Below are 20648 nucleotides of genomic sequence, written 5' to 3' on the forward strand. Positions count from 1 at the left end.
GTCATAGGAACGCGCCGATGAGCCGTCATCAAGCTTCGATGCCCGCCACCCTTCACGCGATGACTGCGAAGCGCGCCGCCGCGATCTGGCTCGTGCTTGCTGTCGCCGCGCTTGCTGTACTGATGGCGTCGCTCGCATTGGGCAGTGTGGCGCTCGCGCCCGCGCGCGTGATCGAGGCGCTTTCGCCGCTGCATGCGGGCGCGTCTGACGCGAACTCTGCCGATCTCGCCGGCGAGATCGTGCGCACGCTGCGTTTGCCTCGCGCGCTGGCCGGTTTTGCTTGCGGCGCATTGCTCGCATTGGCTGGCGCGCTGCTGCAGGTGTTGTTGCGCAATCCGCTTGCTGAGCCCTATGTATTAGGCGTATCGGGCGGCGCCGCAACTTTTGCGCTCGTCGCAATGATCGCCGGTTGCGCGTGGTGGCTCGTCGATGCGTCGGCATTCGCGGGCGCATTCGTGTCTATTCTTCTCGTGCTCGGCCTCGCGCGTCGCGAGTTGTGGCGCGGCGAACCGCAGGACACGTCGCCGCGCCTGCTTCTGACTGGCGCCGTCATCGCGGCAGGCTGGGGCGCGCTGATTACCTTGCTGCTCAATCTTGCGCCGGACAGTCGTCTGCGCGGCATGTTGTTCTGGCTGACCGGCGACCTCAATGGCAATGCGCTGCCGTGGACCGCGCTCGTCGCGCTGGTCGTCGTGCTGATCGCCATCGTGCCCGTTGCGCCGCGCCTGAATGTACTGTTGCGAGGCGACGCTGCCGCGCAAGCATTGGGCGTTGCGGTCATGCCGCTGCGGCTGCGCGTGTATCTTGCGGCCTCGCTCGCCGCCGCAGCGGCTGTGACGACGGCGGGCACCATCGGCTTTGTCGGGCTCGTGGTGCCGCATATGTTGCGGCTCGCGTTCGGCAACGACCAACGTATGCTGCTGCCCGCCGCGGCTCTCGGCGGCGGGGTGGCGGTGATGGGCACCGATCTGATTGCGCGGCTTGTGATCGCGCCGGCACAACTGCCGGTCGGCCTGATCACGTCGATCATCGGCGTTCCGGTGTTTCTCTGGATGCTGCTGCGCGCCCGCCGATGATGCCCACTAACAACCTCGCGCAGCCCACGCTCAGCGCACAACGCGTGAGCTTGCGTGCGGGCGCGCGCACGTTGCTCGACGCGTTCACGCATACGTTTTATCCGGGCGAGATCTGGTGCGTGGCGGGCCCGAACGGTGCCGGCAAGACGACACTCTTATCCACGCTCGCGGGTTTGCGCGAACCCTCGGCTGGGCACGTGGAACTCGACGGTGTGCGCATGTCCGCCTGGCACACGCGGCAACTCGCCCAGCGCCGCGCGTTGATGCCGCAAAGCGCGCCCGATGCATTCAGCGCGAGCGTGCTCGACATCGTTATGCTCAACCGCTTTCCGCATTTGACCGGCTGGGGTTGGGAAGGCGAGGGCGATCGCGAGGCCGCGCGTGCCGCGCTGGACTTGCTGGGGCTCACCGCATTAGCCGCGCGAGACGTGCTGTCGCTTTCCGGCGGCGAACGTCAGCGCGTGGCGCTCGCAGCGGTGCTGTGTCAGCAAGCGCCGCTCCTTCTGCTCGACGAACCTTTGTCGCATCTGGACCTGCATCATCAGATCGAGTGCCTGGAAGCGCTCTGCGAATGGACGCGTGAGCCGACGCGGACCCTGCTGTTTTCCTGTCACGACCTGAACCTCGCGCGCCGGTTCGCGACGCACGCGCTGCTGCTCGACGGTGCGGGCGCCGCCTACGCGGGGCGTGTGCACGAGGTACTGACGCCTGCGTTGACGAGCCGCGTATTCGGCTATCCGTTGATCCTGATTCGCGACGGCGAACACGAGGCGCTCATTCCCGCGCCGCGCTCGCGTCACGAATCCGCTTCGAACCATGACACGTCGTCAAGCTGACGCTCAGAACTGAACATCTTTTATCTTCACGAAACTCATGACCTCCTCGCCAAGCTTGTCCGGATTGCCCCAGGTAGAACCGCTCGAACAGACGTTAGGCAGCGAGCTTCAGCACGTCATCGACACGAAGACGAAGCCGCCCGGCAGTCTCGGCCGGCTCGAAACGCTCGCGCGTCAGATGGGCCTGATTCAGCGCACTACGCATCCGGCCGTCCAGCGTCCCGCGCTGATCGTGTTCGCTGGCGACCACGGCATTGCGGCCGAAGGCGTCAGCCCCTATCCGCAAGCGGTGACCGCGCAGATGGTCGCGAATTTTCTCGCGGGCGGCGCGGCAGTCAATGCATTGAGCCGCGTCGCGGGCATCGAACTCGAAGTGGTCAATGCGGGTATCGCGACGCCGTTGCCGCGCACCGATGGCCTCGTCGACATTCCGGTCGGCCCGGGCACGCGCAACTTTGCGCACGAACCTGCGATGACGCACGAGCAGGCGCTCTCCGCGATGCAAGCCGGCGCGTCGCGCGTGCGGCATCACGCTGCGCTTGGCAGCAACGTGATCGGCTTCGGCGAAATGGGCATTGCCAACACATCGGCGGCGGCGTGTCTGATGAGCCGCATCTGCGGCGTGCCGATCGACGAATGCGTGGGCCGCGGCACCGGTCTGGACGACGCCGGGCTCGCTAAAAAGCGCAGCGTGCTTGCAGCGGCGCTTGCGCATCACGACGCATCCACCGCTCCTCTCGATGTGCTCGCAACCTTCGGCGGCTTCGAAATCGCGATGATGGCCGGCGCCTATCTCGCCGCAGCGCAAGCACGAATGACGATTCTGGTCGACGGCTTCATCGCCAGTTCAGCGCTGTTGATCGCGGACGCGATTGCGCCCGACGTGCGCGAATATTGCGTGTTCGCGCACGCGTCGAACGAGGCGGGACATCGGCGCATGCTCGACTATTTCGGCGCACAGCCGCTGCTGTCGCTTGACATGCGGCTCGGCGAAGGCACCGGTGCGGCGCTCGCGGTGCCGTTGCTGCGGGCGGCCTGCGCGTTCATCAACGAGATGGCGAGCTTCGAATCGGCCGGTGTAGCGAACCGCGAAGCGTGACCCGCGCCGAACTTCGCTTTTCAGTCAACGAGCACGCAAGCCATATATGAAACCGCTGGCCGAATTGCGCTACTTTTTTACGGCGCTGGGTTACTTCACACGTGTACCCGTGCCGCGCTGGGTCGGCTATGAACCGCACTATCTGAACGCGGCGGCGCGCTATTTTCCGCTGGTCGGCGTGTTGGTCGGCGGCATCAGCGCGCTTGTCTATCTCGCGGCATTGCGTGTCTTTCCAGCGGGCGTTGCGGTGTTGTTGTCGATGGCGTCGTCGCTATTGATAACGGGCGCATTCCACGAGGACGGCCTCGCCGATTGCGTCGATGCGTTCGGTGGCGCCTATACGCGTGACGATGCATTACGCATCATGCACGATTCGCGCATTGGCGCTTTTGGTGCGATTGCGCTTGTCGTGGCGCTTGTTCTCAAGTGGCAGACGCTCGCTTCAATGCCGCCGCTGCGCGCCGCAAGCCTGATGGTTGCGGCTCATGCGGCAAGCCGTGCCTGCGCGATCAGCTATCTGTGCACGCTCGACTATGTGCGCGCCGAGGGCAAAGCGAAGCCCGTCGCGCAGCGCCTGAGCGGCACAGCACTGTTATTCGCCGCCGCGTTCGGATTGCCGTGGCTGTTGTGGCCGGACGGACCTCGCGGGTGGCTCGCGGCCGACTGGCGGTTCGCGGGCTCGGCGCTCGCGATGCTGCTTGCGTTGCGGTTCACAATGGGCTGCTATTTCGTGAAGCGCATTGGCGGCTACACCGGCGATTGTCTCGGCTTTGCGCAACAGATCTTTGAACTGGGCATCTATCTCTTAGGGCTCGCATGGATATCGTCATGATTCGCCATCCCGCCGTCGCACTCGACGCGGGCGTTTGCTATGGCCACAGCGATGTGGCGCTCGCCGAGGCGGCCGACGTGTCGTCCGCGGCACTTGCTTTGAGACTCGCAAGCTTGCAGGTGCCGGCGCCACGCGTCGTGATGTCCAGCCCGCTGACGCGCTGCTCGGCGCTCGCCGTTGAAATGGCGAACGACTTCGGCTGCGTGCTCAGCCACGACGATCGTCTGAAGGAAATGGATTTCGGCGATTGGGAAGAGCGGCGCTGGGACGCGATCGATCGCGAACTGCTCGACGACTGGGCGTCCAACTTCGAACATGCACGCGCGCATGGTGGCGAGAGCGTCGCGCAGTTCGTCATGCGGGTGCGCGCATGGTTCGACGCGTACGCGCAGACGCGCGAGCTATCGCCGGCTTATGTCGTCACGCATGCGGGCGTGATGCGCGCGATTGCGTCGTTAGCGCTCGACGTGCCGCTCGAACGTTGCTTGCGATGGTCGCTGGAGACCGCCAACATCGTCTGGCTGCGCCGCGGCGACGAGAGTCAACAGTGGTCGCTCGTGAAGTGGAACGCGTGAGCCTGAGGGCGCATCAGGCTCAGGCGTTAATGCACGTTAAGCCCGTTATTGCGCGCTTTGCCTGACGCGCGAGCGAGCGAGATCCAGGTCCTCGCACATCTGCTTCGCCCCTAGCGCGATGCGCGGCGCGGGGCGGTTGATGAGATCGCCGTCGATCGAAAACAGATTGTTATTCGCCACCGCCGACAGACGCGGCCACGCGCGCCAAGCGCCGAGTTGAGGCAAGGTCGTGTCGGGTTTCGTCGCACCGGGCGCTGCCGTGACGATTGCCTGCGGATTCGCTGCGAGCACGGCTTCGGTCGAAACGGTGGGCACGAGCGGTTGCAGTTTCGCGAACACGTTGCGTCCGCCGCATAGCTCGATAACGTCGCTGACCATATGCTCCCCGTTGAGCGTCATCAACGGTTGATCCCACACCTGATAGAACACGCTGACGGCTGGCCGGTCAGCATACTGCGCGTGCAGGCGCGCAATGTCCCGACGATATGCGGCGGCGGCTGCATCCGCGGTAGACGAGGTGCCGAGCAATTCGCCGAGCTTCGTCAACGAGACGGCGACATCGTCGAGATGATGCGGCTCGCTGAAGAACAACGGTATGTGCAATTCGCGCAGACGATCGAGCTGGCGCTGTGCGTTACCGTGCCGCCACACCACGATAAGGTCGGGCTTCAACGCGACGATGCGTTCGAGATCGAGCGACTTGTTGTCACCCACGCGCGGCAGTTGTCGCGCCTCCGGCGGATAGTCGCTGTACGACACGGCACCTACTATTTTCGCGCCGCCGCCGGCCGCGTAGAGCATTTCGGTGACATGCGGCGCAAGGCTGATTACGCGTTGCGCGGGTGCGGGCAGCGTGAGCACGGCGCCCGTGTCGTCGGTCACGGCGATGCCCGCTTGCGCGCGCAACGCGATGGCGAGCAGCATGACGGCGAGAGCGGGGCGGAGCGATCGTGCGGACAAATTCATTGGGTCGAACATCGGGTTTTGCGTTGGGTGGATCGATGCGCTGCCCTGCGTTTCAAGGCGATGTGGGCAGGGTTTGCGCTCGTCAGCGGGTCAGGCCGGTCGCGTTGCGTGAATCGTTTCGACTGCCGCGCGCAAGGTGTGGGCGAGACGCGCCCACTCGTCTTCGCTCGCGGGCAAACCGAAACGGACGCTGCCTGACGATGCGAAAAGCCGCGTCCACACGCCGCGCGTGGCCAATGCCTCGTGCAGGGCTGCGGCACGTGGATCGTCGGTCCAGGCGAAGAGCGGCGTGCTGCGCGTACGAATGCCATGAACTTGCAGCAGATCGACGAGGCGCGCGCTGTCCGCTTCGAGCCGTGTGCGCATCTGCTGTTGCCAGTCGTGGTCCAGCAGCGCTGCCTTCACTGCATGACGCGCAGGACCGCTGACGGTCCACGCGCCGAGCACGCGGCGCAAGCTGTCGAGCAGCGCGGGCGCGGCAAGCACGAAACCGGCGCGCACGCCCGCAAGTCCAAAGAACTTCCCCGGTGAACGCAACACGATCAGACCGTCGCGATCCGTAAAGGCCGCAAGCGAAGCGTCGGGCATCGCATCCGCGAAGGCTTCGTCGACGAGCAGGGTGCCGCCCCGCGCGCTCAATTGCGCGTGCCAGGCGAGCAGCTTCGAAGCGCCCAGATGCCCGGCGGTCGGATTGTTCGGATTCACGACCGCCACATGCGTGAGCGAATCGGGCAGAACATCCCACGAAACGTCGAGCGGCACCACGCGATGTCCGGCCCGCTCGAATGCCGGCGCGTATTCGCTATAGGTCAGCGGCGCGACGCCGGCTACCGCGCGCGGCAGCAACGCCGGCAACGCGCGAATCGCCGCCTGGCTCCCCGCTACCGGCAACACATGCGCCGCGTCCGGCGCGCCGTAGTAGCGCGCGGCGCAGTCGGCGAGGTCGTCGCCTTCATCGGGCAGGCGGCGCCAGGCGTCGGCGGGAACGGGCGGCACCGGATAGCCGTGCGGATTGATTCCCGTCGAAAGATCGAGCCACTGCGCGTATGGAATGCGGTAGCGCTCTGCCGCTTCGTGCAGATTACCGCCGTGCACGATCGTTGCACTGGATGACGCGCATGCCGCCGGCGCTTCACCGGCGTGCCCCGGCTCGTCGATATGTTGAAGTGAGCGCAGCTCGTCCATTCGTTCAGACATGCAAGGGCACGCTCAGCAAGGCCAGCACGATCAGCACGGCGAGCCACAAAATCACCGTACGCTCGACCAGCATGAGCGCGGCCGTTATGTGAGCGGCCTTCGCGGGATGCCCGAAGCCGAGCGTGGGCCGATGTTCGAGCGCACCGTTATAGACCGCGGGACCGCCGATCAGCACGTTCAGACTGCCGGCGCCCGAGGCCATGACCGGCCCCGCGTTCGGACTGTCCCAACGCGGCGCCTGCTCGCGCCAGCAACGCCACGCGGTGCGCGTGTCGCCGAGCAGCGCATAGCTCGCGGCGGTGAGGCGTGCGGGAATCCAGTTGAGCACGTCGTCCAGTCGCGCGGCCGCCCAGCCGAAGCGCAGATAGCGTGGGGTGCGGTAACCCCACATCGCATCGAGGGTGTTGGCGAGGCGAAATCCGAGCGCGCCCGGACCGCCCGCGATCGCGAACCAGAAGAGCGCGCCGAAGATCGCGTCATTGCCGTTTTCGAGTGCCGATTCGACGGCGGCGCGGGAAAGTGCGGCTTCATCGGCATTGGCCGTTTCGCGTGAGACGATCCGCGCCGTCAGCAGGCGTGCTTCCGCGAGATCGCGATGCGCGAGCGCCCGCGCGATGGGCTCGATATGGTCGTGCAGGCTGCGGGCCCCGAGCGCGAACCACAGCAAGGCAATGTGCACTGCGCAGGCCGCGAAAAACGGCAGCACGGCGACGAGCCACCAGGCCACCAGCACCGGCGGCAACACGGCAAGCGACCATGCGAGCAGCCCCTTGAGCCGCAAGCGCCGTCCGCGGTTGTAATGCGCTTCAAGACGCGCCGCCCATTTGCCGAAAGCCACCAGCGGATGCGCGCCGCTCGGCTCGCCGAACCAGCGGTCGACGGCCACGCCCGCAGTCGCGAGTGTCACGACAAGAGGAAGCGAGAGCATCAAGCGCCGCCCGTGGTTTTGAGCGCGAGCGGCAGGCCCGCGACCATCATGGTGGCCTGCGTGGAGAGCGCCGCGACGCGCTGATTCAGCCGCCCGAGTTCGTCGACGTAAAGACGCGTCGCCGCGCCGAGCGGTACCACGCCGAGGCCGATTTCGTTGCTGACGGCGATGATTTTGCCGCGAGCATTGGCAAGCGCGGCTTCCAGTTCTTCAAGGCGGATTCGATATTGATCGGGCGGCAGGCCGTCGGCATCGGCGGGACACAGCAGGTTGGCGAGCCATAGCGTCAGGCAGTCGATCAGCGTGCAATGCCCTGGCGCGTCGGCTTGAGCGATGGCGGCGGCGAGATCGACGTCTGCTTCGAGCAAATGCCAGTGTGCGGGGCGCCGCGCACGATGATGCGCGATACGCGCGGTGAATTCGGCGTCGGCGGTCACGCGTGCCGTGGCGATGTAGGTCACGGGCAGCGCGCTTTGGGCGGCAAGCTGCTCGGCGTGCACGCTCTTGCCTGAGCGCGCGCCGCCGAGAACGAAGGTGAGGTCGCGGGAAATCATCGCGTGATTGTACCGGCGTGCAGCGCGGGCCGGCGCGATGGGATAATGCCGCGGTTGGCGAGCAAGGGTGGTGGATACTAATGCCAGGCAGCGGCGGTTACCGCTGATGGCGAATGTGATTCCTGGCTGCGATTCGTGACCATATTCTGTTGCTCCGGTTGCCGCGGTCGTCCCTGCGTTATTGGCGTTCGACTCTCGCTCAGCTGGGCGCGGGCGCGCTGTCTGCCTGTCGTTCGCCTCTTGTGTTCGTCTGCCGCTTTAATCGTCCTTTCCTTCGCCAAGTCCGACATTTCAGTGACCATCCATTCGATCTCGCATGACACCGTTCCCGTGCCGCGCGGCACGCTCATGATCCAGGGCACCACGTCCGATGCGGGCAAGAGTACGCTGGTCGCCGGTTTATGCCGGCTCGCGCGGCGTGCCGGTGTCCGGGTCGCGCCGTTCAAGCCGCAGAACATGGCGCTCAACAGCGCAGTGACCGTCGACGGCGGCGAGATCGGGCGTGCTCAGGCGTTGCAGGCGGTGGCCGCCGGCATCGCCGCGCACACCGATCTGAACCCCGTGCTGCTCAAGCCCACGAGCGATCGCGGCGCGCAGGTGATCATCCACGGCAAGGCGCGCATGAATCTCGACGCCCGCGCGTATCACGAGTACAAACCCGTCGCTTTCGAAGCGGTCCTTGCGTCCTACGCGCGGCTGCAAGCGGCGTATGACACGATTTTCGTGGAAGGCGCGGGCAGCCCGGCCGAGATCAATCTGCGCGAGCGGGATATCGCCAACATGGGTTTTGCCGAAGCCGTCGACTGTCCGGTCGTGCTGGTGGCGGACATCGACCGGGGCGGCGTTTTCGCGCATCTGACAGGAACGCTTGCGTGCCTGTCGGCGAGCGAGCAGGCGCGTGTGCGGGGGTTCATCATCAATCGCTTTCGAGGCGATATCGGACTGCTGAAGCCGGGTCTCGACTGGCTCGAGGCAAAGACCGGCAAGCCGGTGCTGGGGGTCGTCCCGTATCTGCACGGCCTCACGCTCGACGCCGAGGACATGCTGCCGCCCGAACTCCGCGCGGCGCAGTGCGGCGACGCCGCGCGCACGTTGCGTGTGGTCGTGCCGGTGCTGCCGCATATCAGCAACCACACGGATTTCGACGCGCTGCGCGCGCATCCGCAAGTCGATTTTCATTACGTGCGAAGCGGCACGCCACCGCCGCCCGCGGACCTCGTCATCCTGCCGGGTTCGAAGAACGTGCGCGGCGATCTGGCGTTTCTACGGGCGCAGGGCTGGGACGCGGTGCTGCAACGGCACTTGCGCTATGGCGGGCGCGTGATCGGCATCTGCGGCGGGATGCAGATGCTCGGGCGCGAGGTTGCCGATCCGCACGGCGTGGAGGGTGCGCCGGGAACGTCGGCGGGCCTTGGCTGGCTCGACTACTCGACAGTGCTGACGCGTGAGAAGACGCTGAAGAATGTGACCGGCCGCGTCGCGTTGCCGGGCTCGCCGGAGGTGGGCGGCTACGAGATTCATATGGGCGAGACGCAAGGGCCGGCGTTGGAATCGCCGGCGCTGTGTCTTGGGGCGCCGGGCGAAGCGCGTCCCGACGGTGCAATTTCCGCGGATGGCCAGATCCTCGCCACATACGTGCACGGCGTGTTCGACACACCGGCTGCCTGCGCGGCGCTATTGGCCTGGGCAGGACTGAGCGACGCAGACGCAATCGACTATCCCGCGTTGCGCGAAGCGTCGCTGGACCGGCTCGCCGACACGCTGGCTGAACACCTGGATCTGGCGAGCTTGATGGCTGCGGTGGCTTGACGGCCGGACTCGCCCGCGTCGCGATCGCGTTCTGCGAAGAACCATCGTGGCGAAGCGGACTTCGCGTCGCGCTCCTTGCGATGTCCCGCGGTTCTATCAATACAGAACAATCTGCGTGCAGCGGAACAGGGCGATCGTCTTGCCGTCGGGACCGGTGACGGTCGCATCCCAAACCTGCGTGCTGCGGCCAAGGTGCACACCTTTCGCCACCGCGCGGATCGTGCCTTCGGTCGCCGTGCCGAGAAAGTTGCTTTTCAGCTCGACTGTCGTGAAATTACGCGCCTTGTCCGGCAGGTGGGCGAGACACGCATAGCCGCAAGCGGTGTCTGCGAGACCGATTACCGTGGCCGCGTGAAGAAAGCCGTTCGGCGCGAGCAGTTCTTCGCGCACGGTCAATTCCGCAGTCAGTGCGCCTTCGTCCAGCGACAGCACATGCACGCCCAGCAAGCCTGGCAGCTTGCCTTTCTGGCGTTCGTGCAGTCGTTCCACGGTGTATTCCGGCCGGAGTTTGCTCATTGGATTGGCTTCCTGGAAAGGTTAAATCGGTGATGCAAGGCGACCGATTAGCCGTTCGGGGGCTTCGGCCTCGCTGCATTTGTCGATATTATCAACGGCTGGATCGGCGCACGGACTCGAATCTGTGCAAGTCGGGGCGCCGACATGACAACATGTACAAGCCAAAAGCAGAAGGTTCAGGGCAGAACGCGGCGGACCGGCCGGCGTCGTCCTGGCTTCATTCCGGGAGTATTCATGACGGTAATCGTGGTGGCGAATCCGAAGGGCGGCGTGGGCAAAAGCACGCTGTCGACCAATCTGGCCGGCTATTTCGCCGCAACCGGCGAGTGGGTGGCGCTCGCCGATCTCGACAAGCAGCAGTCGGCCCATGCGTGGCTGTCGTTGCGGCCGGACACGCTGCCGGCCATCGAAACATGGGAAGTCAACCCCGAGACGCCCGCCAAACCGCCAAAGGGTCTGGAGCACGCGATCATCGACACCCCGGCGGGTTTGCACGGCAATCGCATGAATATCGCGCTGGATCTGGCCGACAAGGTGATCGTGCCGCTGCAGCCGTCGATGTTCGATATTCTGGCTACGCAGGAATTTCTGGAGCGGCTCGCGAAGGAAAAAGCCGTCAGGAAAGGTGCGATCGAGATTGGCGTGGTGGGGATGCGCGTCGATGCGCGCACGCGTTCGGCTGAGCAGTTGCACCGTTTCGTCGAGGGGCTGAAGCTGCCGGTGCTCGGCTATCTGCGCGACACGCAGAACTACGTGCAGCTAGCGGCCCACGGCCTCACTTTGTGGGACGTCGCCAAAAGCCGCGTGGAGAAGGATCTGGAGCAGTGGCAGCCGATCATCGAGTGGACGAATGGCGGCGGTAAGAAGGGGTGAGGGCGGGGTATTGGTGAGGCTTGCGCCGGCTTTGAACGTTAGAGCGGCCCGGAGCTGCCCGGAGCTGTCCTGAGTACCGGAGCCAACCGTGCCTGTCAGGCGGAATTCCGAACCATCAGCGCCACCACCGCGAGGCAGCACGGCCGCCCGCTTCGATCGGGCGTGGCGCCGAACCGGGGGTGGCAACCCCCAGCCAAGCTGAGCTCCGTTACAAAGAACTCAGGCGAGCGCGTCGCTCAATTCCAGTTTTGCGTTGGCACGTGATCGCGGCTGCCCTTGATCTTGTTGTTCTCGTCGACGAACACGAGGTCGGGCTTCCAGCCCGCCTTCAACTCCGCTTCGTCGACCACCGCGAAGGCCGCGATGATCACCAGGTCGCCGAGCTGCGCACGTCGCGCGGCCGAGCCGTTCAACGAAATCATGCCGCTGCCTCGCTCGCCCTTGATCGCATAGGTCGAGAAGCGCTCACCGTTGTTGATGTTCCAGATGTCGATCCGTTCGTTTTCGACGATGTTCGCCGCTTCGAGCAAGTCTTCGTCGATCGCGCACGAACCTTCGTAGTGCAGTTCGCAGTGCGTGACCGCGACGCGGTGAATCTTCGACTTCAGCATGTTGCGTTGCATAGTGATCCAGACGGCTTCAGATTTCGAGGTTGTCGATAAGACGGGTCGCACCGAGCTTGGCGGCGGCCAGCACGACGAGTTCCGCGTTCGCATCTTGCGGACCCGGCGGCAGCAGATTCGACCGCTTGCGCACTGCGATGTAGTCGGGCTGCCAGCCGCGGGCGGTCAGCGACGCCATCGCCGCGCGCTCAAGCGCCGTGAAGTCGCGCTCGCCTGCGAGCACTGCGTCGCGCACCCGATTGAGCTCGGCGGCCAGCATCGGCGCCTCGGTGCGCTCGTCCGGCTGCAAATAGCGGTTGCGCGAGCTGAGCGCAAGACCGTCGGTATCGCGCACCGTCTCGGCCGCGATGATGTCGGTCGGCACCGCGAATTGCTGGCACATGCGGCGCACGATCATCAGCTGCTGGTAGTCCTTCTTGCCGAACACCGCCACGCGCGGCTGCACGCACGACATCAGTTTCATTACGACGGTGCACACGCCCTGGAAGAAGCCCGGCCGGAATTCGCCTTCGAGAATGTCGCCCAGATCGTGCGGCGGATGTACCCGGTATTCCTGCGGTTCGGGATAGAGGTCGCGCTCTGTCGGCGCGAAAAGCACGTAAACGTTTTCTTTCTGCAGCTTTTCGATGTCCGCTTCCATGGTGCGCGGATATTTGTCGAAATCCTCGTTCGGCCCGAACTGCAGACGATTGACGAAGATGCTGGCCACCACCGGATCGCCGTGCTGGCGCGCGAGGCGCATCAGCGACAGATGGCCCTCGTGCAGATTGCCCATGGTCGGCACAAAGGCAGTGCGATTCTGGCCGCGCAACTGGTCGCGCAATTCATGGATCGAGCTGATGACTTTCATGATCGGACAGGGATTCCTCGCGCGGCGCGAGACTGGGTTGACGCAAAGGCCTCAGGCGATTGCGCGGCCCGCCGCCTCACTGGTAATGACAGGTTCGGAGCGCGGGATTGTAGTGGATTTGGCCGCCGGACGCACCGAAACGAGGCCTGGCCGGCCGTTTTGAAGCATGAAGCCCGGCCCGCTGCGCCGCAACCGGTTTTCGCTTCAGGCCGGCAAATACGCGAGGCGCACGTAGATAGGTGCAAACGGCTCGGCCTGGGTGATTTCGACGAGGGATTCGCGGCACAACTCGAGCATTGCGATGAAGTTGACCACCACGACCGGCACACCCTTGCTGGTATCGAACAGGTCAGAAAATTCGACGAAGCGCGCGTTCTGCAGTTGCCGCAGGATCGAACTCATATGCTCGCGCACAGACAGTTCTTCGCGCGAAATCTTGTGATGCTGGACGAGCTTCGCGCGTTTGATCACGTCGGCCCAGGCGGCGCGCAGGTCCTCGCTGTTCACGTCGGGAAAGCGCGGCGTGATGCTTTGCTCGATATAGACCTCGGCGCGCAGGAAGTCACGCCCGAGTTGCGGCAACTGGTCGATGCGCTGTGCGGCAAGCTTCATCTGCTCGTATTCCAGCAGGCGCCGCACCAGTTCCGCGCGCGGGTCTTCGGCTTCCTCGCCGCTGTCGGCCTTCTTCACGGGCAGCAGCATGCGCGACTTGATCTCGATCAGCATGGCGGCCATCAGCAGATATTCGGACGCCAGTTCGAGATTGGTCTGGCGCAACTGGTCGACATAGCCGAGGTATTGCACCGTGACATCCGCCATGGGAATGTCGAGCACGTTGAAGTTCTGCTTGCGGATCAGGTACAGCAACAGGTCCAGCGGGCCCTCGAATGTTTCGAGAAACACTTCGAGCGCGTCCGGCGGGATATACAGGTCGGTCGGCAGCTTGAAGAGCGGCTCGCCGTACAGGCGTGCGAAAGCAATGCCGTCGACGGTGTCGGGCGTCGAATCGGTGGCGGGCGTGGCAAGCGCGGCGGCGGACGGAGCCGGCGGCGCGCCGTGTGCCTCGTCGGCGGGATTCATTGGTTGCGGGGAGCCGCTCAGAAGTTCTGGTAGTACGAGTAAGGCGTCTGTTCGACGCGCGAAGCTTTCTGCTCGGCGCGCTCTTCCAGGTCGATCGGCTGCTTGTCCCACAGCAAGGCCCGGCCGCGACGTTGCTCGGCTTCCAGGTTGGGCTTCTGCTGCTTGAGCTGGTTCAGGAACTGGGTGATGTCCGATTGATACATGGCTCGACGTCCGTGGTTGGGGCGTGGTTGGGCAAATGGCGGCTTCGCCGTGGTGGTCTTCGCGCGGCTGCCGCTGCTATTCCGTAATTTTAGCGCATGCGCCGCGCGCGGTCGAAAAAGCCGGCCGGCGGCCGATGCATCGTCTGTGAAATTGCGCCTGGCGCGGATAGCCGGAACCCGCGCGCCGCGCAGCGCGTCAAAGGCGGGCGCGTCGCCTCGTGCCATGCGCCGCGCGGGCGTTCGCGGGCGCGTTTAGAGATAGCGCGGCGCCGCCGATGTGGTCAAATAGCGAGCTTCGGCGGCACTGCGCCCGAACGACAAAATTCATCAACCATGGCCGGAGGTCCTGTTTGGCGGGGTGTGCGATCCAACAGCCGCGCGGGCGGCGCAGCAAAGCCGGCGGGGGCCGCGGCGTTTGTACGCCAATGCGTACGCCAATGCGGCGCTGGCTGCGCGCGTGGCTCGCCCTAGGCATCCTGATGCTGACGCTGGCTGGCGGTCCCGCATACGCGGCGCGCACGGCGGCGAGCTACAAGGTTGATGTCGAAGCATCGCCGCGCTCGCTGCGCAAGCTGCTCGAAGAACACCTGGACATTGCGCGGTTTGCGAAGCGCCCCGACATCAGCGACGACCAGTTCGAATTTCTGATCACGGCCACGCCCCGGCAGGTGCGCGATCTGGCCGCCACGCAGGGCTATTTCACCCCGATCGTGCGTACGGACGTGCGTATTGTCGAGAAGATCAAGCATGTGACCGTGAGCGTCGATCCTGGCCCGCAAACCGTCATTACCTCCATTTCCCTGTCGTTTCGCGGCCCGGTGCTGACCGAGGACCCGGCGCAGGAAAACGCCGCGCGCTTTGCATTTTCGCTGCACGAAGGCGACCCGTTTTCGCAGGCGGGCTGGGACGACGCGAAGAACGCGTCGCTGAAGGCGTTGCAGGCGCGCCGCTATCTGGGCGCGAAGATCTATCACGCCGAGGCGCGCGTCGATCCCCGTACGCACGAGGCCAAGCTGTCCGTCGCGTATGAAAGTGGGCCCACCTTCACGATGGGCAAGCTGGACGTGTCGGGCACACGGCGCTATCCGGAACAGATCGTCGAGAATGTGAATCCGATTTCGGTGGGCGACGTCTACGACGTGCAGCGCATTACCGAATTGCAGCGGCAGTTGCAAAACACGCCGTATTACGCGAGTGTCGCGATCGACGTGGGCAGCGATCTGGCAAAGCCGGTCGAAACGCCGCTGCATGTGAAGGTGTCGGAGTATCCGTACAACAGCATTCGCGGTGGCGTCGGCTATTCGACCGACAACGGCGCGCTGGTGCAGGGCGCGTACTCGTATCTGAATACGTTTGGCAAGGCGTGGCCGTTCACCATCGACGGCCGGGTCGATCAGGTCCAGCAGTACGGCCAGGTTCAGCTTGCGATGCCGCCGGGACGACGGGGATGGACCAATAGTGTGTTGGCGTCCTACACGACCACGGACGTTTCCGACACACGTATCTACAGCATTCGCGGTGGTGTGCAGCGTACTCGCACGTCGCAGTTCATCGACTACACGTATGCAATCCTGTTTTATCAGGACCGGCTCGACCAGAACGCGGGCGAGCCGACCACGAGCCGCGCGCTGGTGCCGTCGTGGTCGTGGACCCGGCGCAATACCGACGACCCGCTGTTCCCGCGCAAGGGCAACCTGATCCACGTCGAAGCCGGTTTCGCGGTAAAGGGTGTGCTCACCGACCAGACGTTCATCCGCGGCTACGCGCGTGGCCAGCAGTATTTGCCGATCGGCAAGGAAGACCTCATGGTGTTTCGCGCGGAGCTCGGCGGCGTATTCACGAGCGGCAGTTCGAGCGGCATTCCGGCTTCGCTGCTGTTTCGTGCGGGCGGTTCCAACTCGGTGCGCGGCTATTCCTACCAGAGCATTGGTAACAACGTTCAGGGTTCGGTACTGCCGACGAAATATCTGGTGACGGCATCGGCGGAATACCAGCACTGGTTCACGCACGACTGGGGCGCGGCGGCCTTCTTCGACGTCGGCACGGCGACCGACACCTGGGGCGAGAAAACTTTTTTCCCGGGCGCGGGCGTCGGCGCGCGCTGGCGCAGCCCGGTGGGCCCGGTCAATGTCGACCTGGCATACGGCATCCGCAACAGAAGTGTGCGGCCCTATCTGACGCTCGGTATCGCCTTCTGATGCGCACCTGCTTGTACATGAACCACGCATGACGACGGACGTTTCCGCCCAACCTCCCGTGCAGCCGCCCGGCAACCCGCCGCCGGGCGCTGAACCGCCCGGACCGCCCGGCACGCCGGAACCGCCGCCGGCGAAGCGTCGCCGCGCCGGCCGCCTGCTGTTGAAAACGCTCGCCGCGTTGGTCGTGGTGCTGGTGTTGCTCGTTGCGTTGGCGCTGGGCCTGCTGTACGGCGCGCTCACCACCGAACGCGGCACCGCCTATGCGTGGCAGGCGGCGGTCAAGCTGCTGGGCGGCAAGCTGAGCGGCACGCTGGAAAGCGGAGCGCTCGCGAACGGCGTACGGCTGCGCGCAGTGCGCTGGCGCGCGCTGGACGGCAGCGGCACCGACATTCAGATCGACCGGGTGTCGGGCAAATGGGCGCTCATGCGCGAGCCGTGGCGTTTCACGATCGACTATCTGCACGTGGGTACCGTGGACGCGCACATCGGCGCCTCGTCGCCGAGCAGCAGCGAGCCGCTGAAACTCCCGCAAGATCTGCGCTTGCCGATGCAGCTGGAAATCCGCGACGTGCAAGTGGACAAGCTGTTGTTGCACCAGGGCACGTCGACAACCGAGTTTTCTCACTTCGCTTTCCATGGACGCAGCGACGGGCGTCACCACGAGGCCGCAGTCGAGCGGCTCGATACGCCGTTCGGCGCGGTGACGGCGTCTGCAAAGCTCGACGGCATGCGGCCGTTTCCACTGACCGGCGACGTGGGTTATTCGGGCAAGGTCAACGACGAAGCCGTGCAGGTTGGCGGGCATCTGAGCGGCACGCTGGCCAATCTCGTCGCCGAACTCGACGCGAGCGGGATGAAGCTCGCCGGCCACGCGCAAGTCGAGGCGACGCCGTTCGGCGAGGTGCCGCTCAAGCGCGCAACCTTGACGTTCGACCACGTTAATCCGCAGGCGTTTGCGCCGGGCGCGCCGCTCGCCGATCTCGCCGTGAGGGCGGAGCTGCAGCCGGTGGCGCAGGAGGCGGGCGCGGTCGGAGCGAGCGCGGCCAGTGGGGCCAGTGGCGCCAGCGTGACGGCTTCACTGAACTCCGCACAAGGCGCAGCCGCAGAACATCCCGCAAGCGCCAGCCACGCGCGCGCGCCCGGCAAGAGTGCAGCCGGTTTGGCAGTGGCGGGCCATGTCTCGATTGTCAACGCACGTCCCGGCGCGATCGATCAACACCTGCTGCCGCTCATCGACGCCAACGCCGATGTGCGCCTCGACGCCAGTGCACAGCGCATTTCGAATCTCGCCGTGCACCTCGTGAAGAGCGCCACGCTGACCGGCAGCGGCGCGCTGAGCGGCAAGCGCGGCCAGTTCGACCTGCAGGTCGCCGGTCTCGACCTGAACGCGCTTCAGGCGACGGTGCGGCCCACGCAGCTGTCCGGCCCGATCGCTATCCGACTCAACGACGACATCCAGACCGTCACGCTCGATCTGGCCGACCCCAAAGCGGCGCTGCGCGCGCAGGGCAAACTGACCATGGACCCCGCGCGGCTCAGCTTCAACGACGTGCGTATCACGTCGGGCAAAGGCCGCATCGATCTGTCCGGCGCCCTCAAGCACGACGCGAATTCCAGCTACAACCTGAAGGCGCAACTCACCGATTTCGATCCGTTGACGCTAGCCTCGCAAATGCCGTCCCGCGCGCCAGTCAATGGACCTGCCGTGCCGCAGAGCGAGGCGAAGGGCCGGCTATCCGCGCAGGCCGAGGCGCAAGCCGGCAGCACGGCCGGCGCCAAAAGCGCAGCTCCGGCCGACAAGGCTGCGGCGGTCGTGAAGAACACCGGCAAAGCCGTCGTCAAGAAAGAGGTGATCGAGCGCAAGACGCCCGCGCGCAAGCGCGCTGCGCCGCCAGCGCGCAAGATCGAGGCGAAGGTCAACGGCACGCTGACCGCGACCGGCATGTTGGCGCCCATTTTCACCACCAAAGCCGAGTTCAAGCTGGGTCCAAGCGTCTACGACGGCCTGCCGCTGACCGGCGGCGGCACGGTGCAACTGGCGGGCTCGCGGATTTTGCCGAGCCGCGCGAACCTCTCGGTGGCGGGCAACCAGGTCGATCTGCAGGGCAGCTTCGGCGCACGCGGCGACCGCTTGCGCTTTCATATCGACGCACCGGCGCTCGAGCGCCTCGGCTTCGGCCTCGCCGGGCTCGTCGCCGCCGACGGCGACCTCACCGGCTCGTTCGAGCATCCGAACGTGGTGCTGAACTACAAGGCCGACGGCGTCGTGTTGAGCAGCAACCGTATCGGCCATGCAGAAGGTCATGCCGAACTGCGCGACGGCGCAAACGGCGCGCTCGTCTTCACGACAGACGCGCGCAACGTGAGCGCTGGCGGCGTCGATCTCGCCACGCTCACCGCGCGTCTGACCGGCACGCGCGCCAGTCACTCGCTCGAAGCCGCGGCCACCGGCAAGCTGCAGGATCGCCCTCTGGATCTGACGCTGGCGGCCAACGGCAAGCTCACCGAGGCGCGCGACGGCACGCGCTGGGACGGCACGGTGACGCGTCTGCAAAACCGCGGCACCCCCGCGTTGAATCTCGAGTCGCCGCTTGCCGTGAGCGCCGGGCCGCGCCACCTGACGCTCGGCGCGACACGGCTCACGCTCGAAGGCGCGGTGTTGAGCCTCAAGTCGTTCTCTTTCGACCACGGCAAGGTTCAGTCGGCGGGCAACCTGACTGGCATTTCGGTGGCGCGGCTGCAGGACTTGCGGCGCGAGATCACCGGCACGCCGCCGGCCGTCAAGACCGATCTGATATTCGACGGCGACTGGGACTTCGCGCTCGGCACCACGGCGAGCGGCCATATCCAGTTGCGGCGCCGCAGCGGCGACGTCACGGTCGAGATCGGTCGCGGGCTGGCGTCGCTGGGTATCTCCAATATCGCCGCGCGCGCGGAGTTCAGCGGCGGCAATCGTCTGAACGCGACGGTGCATGCGCAGGCGAGTCGCATCGGCGTGATCGACGCCGACGCGCACACCACGCTGGTTGAGCGCGACGGCTTCCTGAGCGTCAACGAAGAGGGCGCGCTTACCGGCAATGTCAATGCCAATGTGCCGTCGCTGAAAACGACCGGCGGGCTGTTCGGGCCAAACTATCTGCTCGACGGCCACCTTGCGTTGAGGCTCGCGCTTGGCGGTACTGTCGCCAAGCCTAACCTGACGGGTTCGCTGCTCGGCGACGGGCTTTCCGCCACGCTTGTCGACCAGGGCGTGCAGTTAAAGGACGGCGTTGTACGGGTCGCGCTGTCGCACAATCTTGTCGACTTCGAGCAGGTCGAATTCCACGGCGCGAGCGGGACGTTGCGCGCAACCGGCCGGGTGCGTCTGGACGGCGCGGAACCGGACCTGACTGCGAGCATCGTCGCGGACAAACTCGAACTTTTTGCGGCGCCGGATCGTAATCTGTCGCTGACGGGCAGCGCTAGCGTCGCCAACGCGGGCGCGCAGGGCGGCATGGCGATCAATGGCAAGTTTACCGTCGACCACGCGCTGTTCGACCTGCCGGAGCAATCCGCGCCCAAGCTCGGCGACGACGTGGTGGTCGTACGCCCGGACGGCACGGTGGCGGGAGAACGGCCGCGACCGGTGCCGGGCAGCAATAAGCCGATCGGTCCGTTTGCACCGCGTGCGAATATCGACATCAACCTGGGCAACAACTTCCGCTTTCGCGGACAGGGGGCCGACCTCGGCCTGACCGGCACCATCACGGCGATGAGCGCGCCGAATCTGCCTCTGCGCGCGGTCGGCAACGTGCGCGTGACGCAGGGCTCCACGTACACCGCGTTCGGCCGCAAGCTCAACATTGAAAACGGCTTCTTCACGTTCAATGGACCGGTCGCCAATCCCGGCATCAATATTCTGGCGATGCGCCGCAATCAGCAGGTGGAGGCGGGCGTCTCGGTTACGGGCACCGTGAACTTCCCAGTCGCGAAGCTCGTGTCAGAGCCGAACGTGCCGGATAACGAAAAGCTCTCGTGGCTGCTCTTTGGTCATGGCACCGATCAGGGCAACAACCTCGGCCAGCAGAGCACGATGACAACCGCGCTCGCGTTGCTCGGCAGCGCGAGCGGCAAGCGGATCGCGCAGACTTTCGGTCTTGACGAGTTTTCGATTGGTCGCAGCGAAGTCGGATTGACGGACCCGCAGGTGGTGATGGTGTCGAAGGCGATCAACGAATGGCTCGTGATCGGCTATGAGCAGGGGTTGCAGTCGGCGAGCAACGCGGTTAAGGCGACCGTCAACCTGACGCGCTACTGGTCCGTCGCGGCCTATGGCGGCACATTCGACGGGATCGAGCTGCTATACACGCGGCGCTATGACCGCATCAAGTGGTGATCTGCTTTCGGCTGCTCTTGCTGTCTTGAGGAGCGCAATGCGCCGCACATGAAAATGC

18 protein-coding genes are annotated in these 20648 nt (G+C 65.3%); 9 read left to right on the forward strand and 9 right to left on the reverse strand.

The window, feature by feature from the left end:
• Nucleotides 1-17: 17 nt before the first annotated feature.
• The 5 genes from OH764_RS03540 to cobC are packed head-to-tail and all read left to right on the forward strand — an operon-like array spanning nucleotide 18 to nucleotide 4418.
• Nucleotides 18-1076 (forward strand): FecCD family ABC transporter permease, encoded by a 1059-nt coding sequence (locus OH764_RS03540; RefSeq protein WP_498848039.1) that lies wholly within the window; start codon nucleotides 18-20, stop codon nucleotides 1074-1076.
• Complete coding sequence (locus OH764_RS03545; protein ID WP_498848040.1) at nucleotides 1073-1912, forward strand: ABC transporter ATP-binding protein; 840 nt, start codon at nucleotides 1073-1075, stop codon at nucleotides 1910-1912. The genes OH764_RS03540 and OH764_RS03545 overlap by 4 nt, the downstream gene beginning before the upstream one ends.
• Before the next feature lie 37 nt (nucleotides 1913-1949).
• Nucleotides 1950-3011, forward strand: a complete 1062-nt coding sequence (gene cobT / locus OH764_RS03550) for a nicotinate-nucleotide--dimethylbenzimidazole phosphoribosyltransferase (RefSeq protein ID WP_498848041.1) — start codon at nucleotides 1950-1952, stop codon at nucleotides 3009-3011.
• A gap of 46 nt (nucleotides 3012-3057) precedes the next feature.
• Nucleotides 3058-3843, forward strand: a complete 786-nt coding sequence (locus OH764_RS03555) for an adenosylcobinamide-GDP ribazoletransferase (RefSeq protein ID WP_498848042.1) — start codon at nucleotides 3058-3060, stop codon at nucleotides 3841-3843.
• Complete coding sequence (gene cobC / locus OH764_RS03560; RefSeq protein ID WP_498848043.1) at nucleotides 3828-4418, forward strand: alpha-ribazole phosphatase family protein; 591 nt, start codon at nucleotides 3828-3830, stop codon at nucleotides 4416-4418. The genes OH764_RS03555 and cobC overlap by 16 nt, the downstream gene beginning before the upstream one ends.
• Before the next feature lie 45 nt (nucleotides 4419-4463).
• Here the strand turns inward: cobC and OH764_RS03565 are convergent, their stop codons facing one another.
• The 4 genes from OH764_RS03565 to cobU all read right to left on the reverse strand — a co-directional run bounded on the left by OH764_RS03565 (nucleotide 4464) and on the right by cobU (nucleotide 8063).
• Nucleotides 4464-5384: a cobalamin-binding protein gene (locus OH764_RS03565; protein ID WP_498848747.1), complete on the reverse strand. Its 921-nt coding sequence runs from the start codon at nucleotides 5382-5384 to the stop codon at nucleotides 4464-4466.
• Nucleotides 5385-5474: 90 nt separating this feature from the next.
• Entirely contained in the window at nucleotides 5475-6581 is a 1107-nt protein-coding gene (gene cobD / locus OH764_RS03570) for a threonine-phosphate decarboxylase (protein WP_498848044.1), read from the reverse strand.
• A complete protein-coding gene (cbiB, locus tag OH764_RS03575) occupies nucleotides 6574-7509 on the reverse strand; it encodes a CobD/CbiB family cobalamin biosynthesis protein (protein ID WP_498848045.1) in 936 nt (311 codons plus the stop codon). Before cbiB ends, cobD begins: the two co-directional genes overlap by 8 nt.
• Nucleotides 7509-8063, reverse strand: coding sequence for a bifunctional adenosylcobinamide kinase/adenosylcobinamide-phosphate guanylyltransferase (gene cobU, locus OH764_RS03580; protein WP_498848046.1), 555 nt, complete (start codon nucleotides 8061-8063; stop codon nucleotides 7509-7511). Before cobU ends, cbiB begins: the two co-directional genes overlap by 1 nt.
• 348 nt (nucleotides 8064-8411) lie before the next feature.
• Here cobU and OH764_RS03585 point away from each other — a divergent pair, with 348 nt between their 5' ends.
• Entirely contained in the window at nucleotides 8412-9872 is a 1461-nt protein-coding gene (locus tag OH764_RS03585; protein ID WP_498848748.1) for a cobyric acid synthase CobQ, read from the forward strand.
• A 96-nt stretch (nucleotides 9873-9968) separates the two neighbouring features.
• Here OH764_RS03585 and OH764_RS03590 read toward each other — a convergent pair whose 3' ends face one another.
• Nucleotides 9969-10388, reverse strand: coding sequence for a PaaI family thioesterase (locus OH764_RS03590; RefSeq protein WP_498848047.1), 420 nt, complete (start codon nucleotides 10386-10388; stop codon nucleotides 9969-9971).
• Nucleotides 10389-10622: 234 nt separating this feature from the next.
• Here OH764_RS03590 and OH764_RS03595 point away from each other — a divergent pair, with 234 nt between their 5' ends.
• A complete protein-coding gene (locus OH764_RS03595) occupies nucleotides 10623-11261 on the forward strand; it encodes a ParA family protein (RefSeq protein WP_498848048.1) in 639 nt (212 codons plus the stop codon).
• Nucleotides 11262-11497: 236 nt separating this feature from the next.
• Here OH764_RS03595 and panD read toward each other — a convergent pair whose 3' ends face one another.
• From panD to OH764_RS03615, 4 genes are all read right to left on the reverse strand, one after another.
• Complete coding sequence (panD, locus tag OH764_RS03600; RefSeq protein WP_128594487.1) at nucleotides 11498-11884, reverse strand: aspartate 1-decarboxylase; 387 nt, start codon at nucleotides 11882-11884, stop codon at nucleotides 11498-11500.
• Between the two features lie 16 nt (nucleotides 11885-11900).
• Nucleotides 11901-12734, reverse strand: coding sequence for a pantoate--beta-alanine ligase (gene panC, locus OH764_RS03605; protein WP_087751364.1), 834 nt, complete (start codon nucleotides 12732-12734; stop codon nucleotides 11901-11903).
• A gap of 204 nt (nucleotides 12735-12938) precedes the next feature.
• Complete coding sequence (locus OH764_RS03610; RefSeq protein WP_498848049.1) at nucleotides 12939-13814, reverse strand: segregation and condensation protein A; 876 nt, start codon at nucleotides 13812-13814, stop codon at nucleotides 12939-12941.
• A 17-nt stretch (nucleotides 13815-13831) separates the two neighbouring features.
• On the reverse strand, nucleotides 13832-14017 hold the full coding sequence (locus OH764_RS03615; RefSeq protein ID WP_007175923.1) for a DUF3460 family protein: 186 nt from the start codon (nucleotides 14015-14017) through the stop codon (nucleotides 13832-13834).
• A 350-nt stretch (nucleotides 14018-14367) separates the two neighbouring features.
• Here OH764_RS03615 and OH764_RS03620 point away from each other — a divergent pair, with 350 nt between their 5' ends.
• Nucleotides 14368-16215, forward strand: coding sequence for an autotransporter assembly complex protein TamA (locus OH764_RS03620; RefSeq protein ID WP_498848050.1), 1848 nt, complete (start codon nucleotides 14368-14370; stop codon nucleotides 16213-16215).
• A 28-nt stretch (nucleotides 16216-16243) separates the two neighbouring features.
• Complete coding sequence (locus tag OH764_RS03625) at nucleotides 16244-20590, forward strand: translocation/assembly module TamB domain-containing protein (RefSeq protein WP_498848051.1); 4347 nt, start codon at nucleotides 16244-16246, stop codon at nucleotides 20588-20590.
• Nucleotides 20591-20648 lie beyond the last annotated feature (58 nt).

Source organism: Burkholderia sp. M6-3, from assembly GCF_050858985.1.
GTDB lineage: Bacteria > Pseudomonadota > Gammaproteobacteria > Burkholderiales > Burkholderiaceae > Paraburkholderia > Paraburkholderia caledonica.

What these genes read in the sequence shown, in the direction of transcription:
- OH764_RS03625 (WP_498848051.1), top strand. Translation starts at nt 16,244, where the DNA reads ATGACGACGGACGTTTCCGCCCAACCTCCCGTGCAGCCGCCCGGCAAC.
- cobT (WP_498848041.1), top strand. Translation starts at nt 1,950, where the DNA reads ATGACCTCCTCGCCAAGCTTGTCCGGATTGCCCCAGGTAGAACCGCTC.
- OH764_RS03590 (WP_498848047.1), bottom strand. Translation starts at nt 10,388, where the DNA reads ATGAGCAAACTCCGGCCGGAATACACCGTGGAACGACTGCACGAACGC.
- OH764_RS03595 (WP_498848048.1), top strand. Translation starts at nt 10,623, where the DNA reads ATGACGGTAATCGTGGTGGCGAATCCGAAGGGCGGCGTGGGCAAAAGC.
- OH764_RS03585 (WP_498848748.1), top strand. Translation starts at nt 8,412, where the DNA reads ATGATCCAGGGCACCACGTCCGATGCGGGCAAGAGTACGCTGGTCGCC.
- OH764_RS03545 (WP_498848040.1), top strand. Translation starts at nt 1,073, where the DNA reads ATGATGCCCACTAACAACCTCGCGCAGCCCACGCTCAGCGCACAACGC.
- cbiB (WP_498848045.1), bottom strand. Translation starts at nt 7,509, where the DNA reads ATGCTCTCGCTTCCTCTTGTCGTGACACTCGCGACTGCGGGCGTGGCC.
- OH764_RS03565 (WP_498848747.1), bottom strand. Translation starts at nt 5,384, where the DNA reads ATGAATTTGTCCGCACGATCGCTCCGCCCCGCTCTCGCCGTCATGCTG.
- cobU (WP_498848046.1), bottom strand. Translation starts at nt 8,063, where the DNA reads ATGATTTCCCGCGACCTCACCTTCGTTCTCGGCGGCGCGCGCTCAGGC.
- OH764_RS03555 (WP_498848042.1), top strand. Translation starts at nt 3,058, where the DNA reads ATGAAACCGCTGGCCGAATTGCGCTACTTTTTTACGGCGCTGGGTTAC.
- OH764_RS03615 (WP_007175923.1), bottom strand. Translation starts at nt 14,017, where the DNA reads ATGTATCAATCGGACATCACCCAGTTCCTGAACCAGCTCAAGCAGCAG.
- OH764_RS03610 (WP_498848049.1), bottom strand. Translation starts at nt 13,814, where the DNA reads ATGAATCCCGCCGACGAGGCACACGGCGCGCCGCCGGCTCCGTCCGCC.
- cobD (WP_498848044.1), bottom strand. Translation starts at nt 6,581, where the DNA reads ATGTCTGAACGAATGGACGAGCTGCGCTCACTTCAACATATCGACGAG.
- cobC (WP_498848043.1), top strand. Translation starts at nt 3,828, where the DNA reads ATGGATATCGTCATGATTCGCCATCCCGCCGTCGCACTCGACGCGGGC.
- panD (WP_128594487.1), bottom strand. Translation starts at nt 11,884, where the DNA reads ATGCAACGCAACATGCTGAAGTCGAAGATTCACCGCGTCGCGGTCACG.
- OH764_RS03540 (WP_498848039.1), top strand. Translation starts at nt 18, where the DNA reads ATGAGCCGTCATCAAGCTTCGATGCCCGCCACCCTTCACGCGATGACT.
- panC (WP_087751364.1), bottom strand. Translation starts at nt 12,734, where the DNA reads ATGAAAGTCATCAGCTCGATCCATGAATTGCGCGACCAGTTGCGCGGC.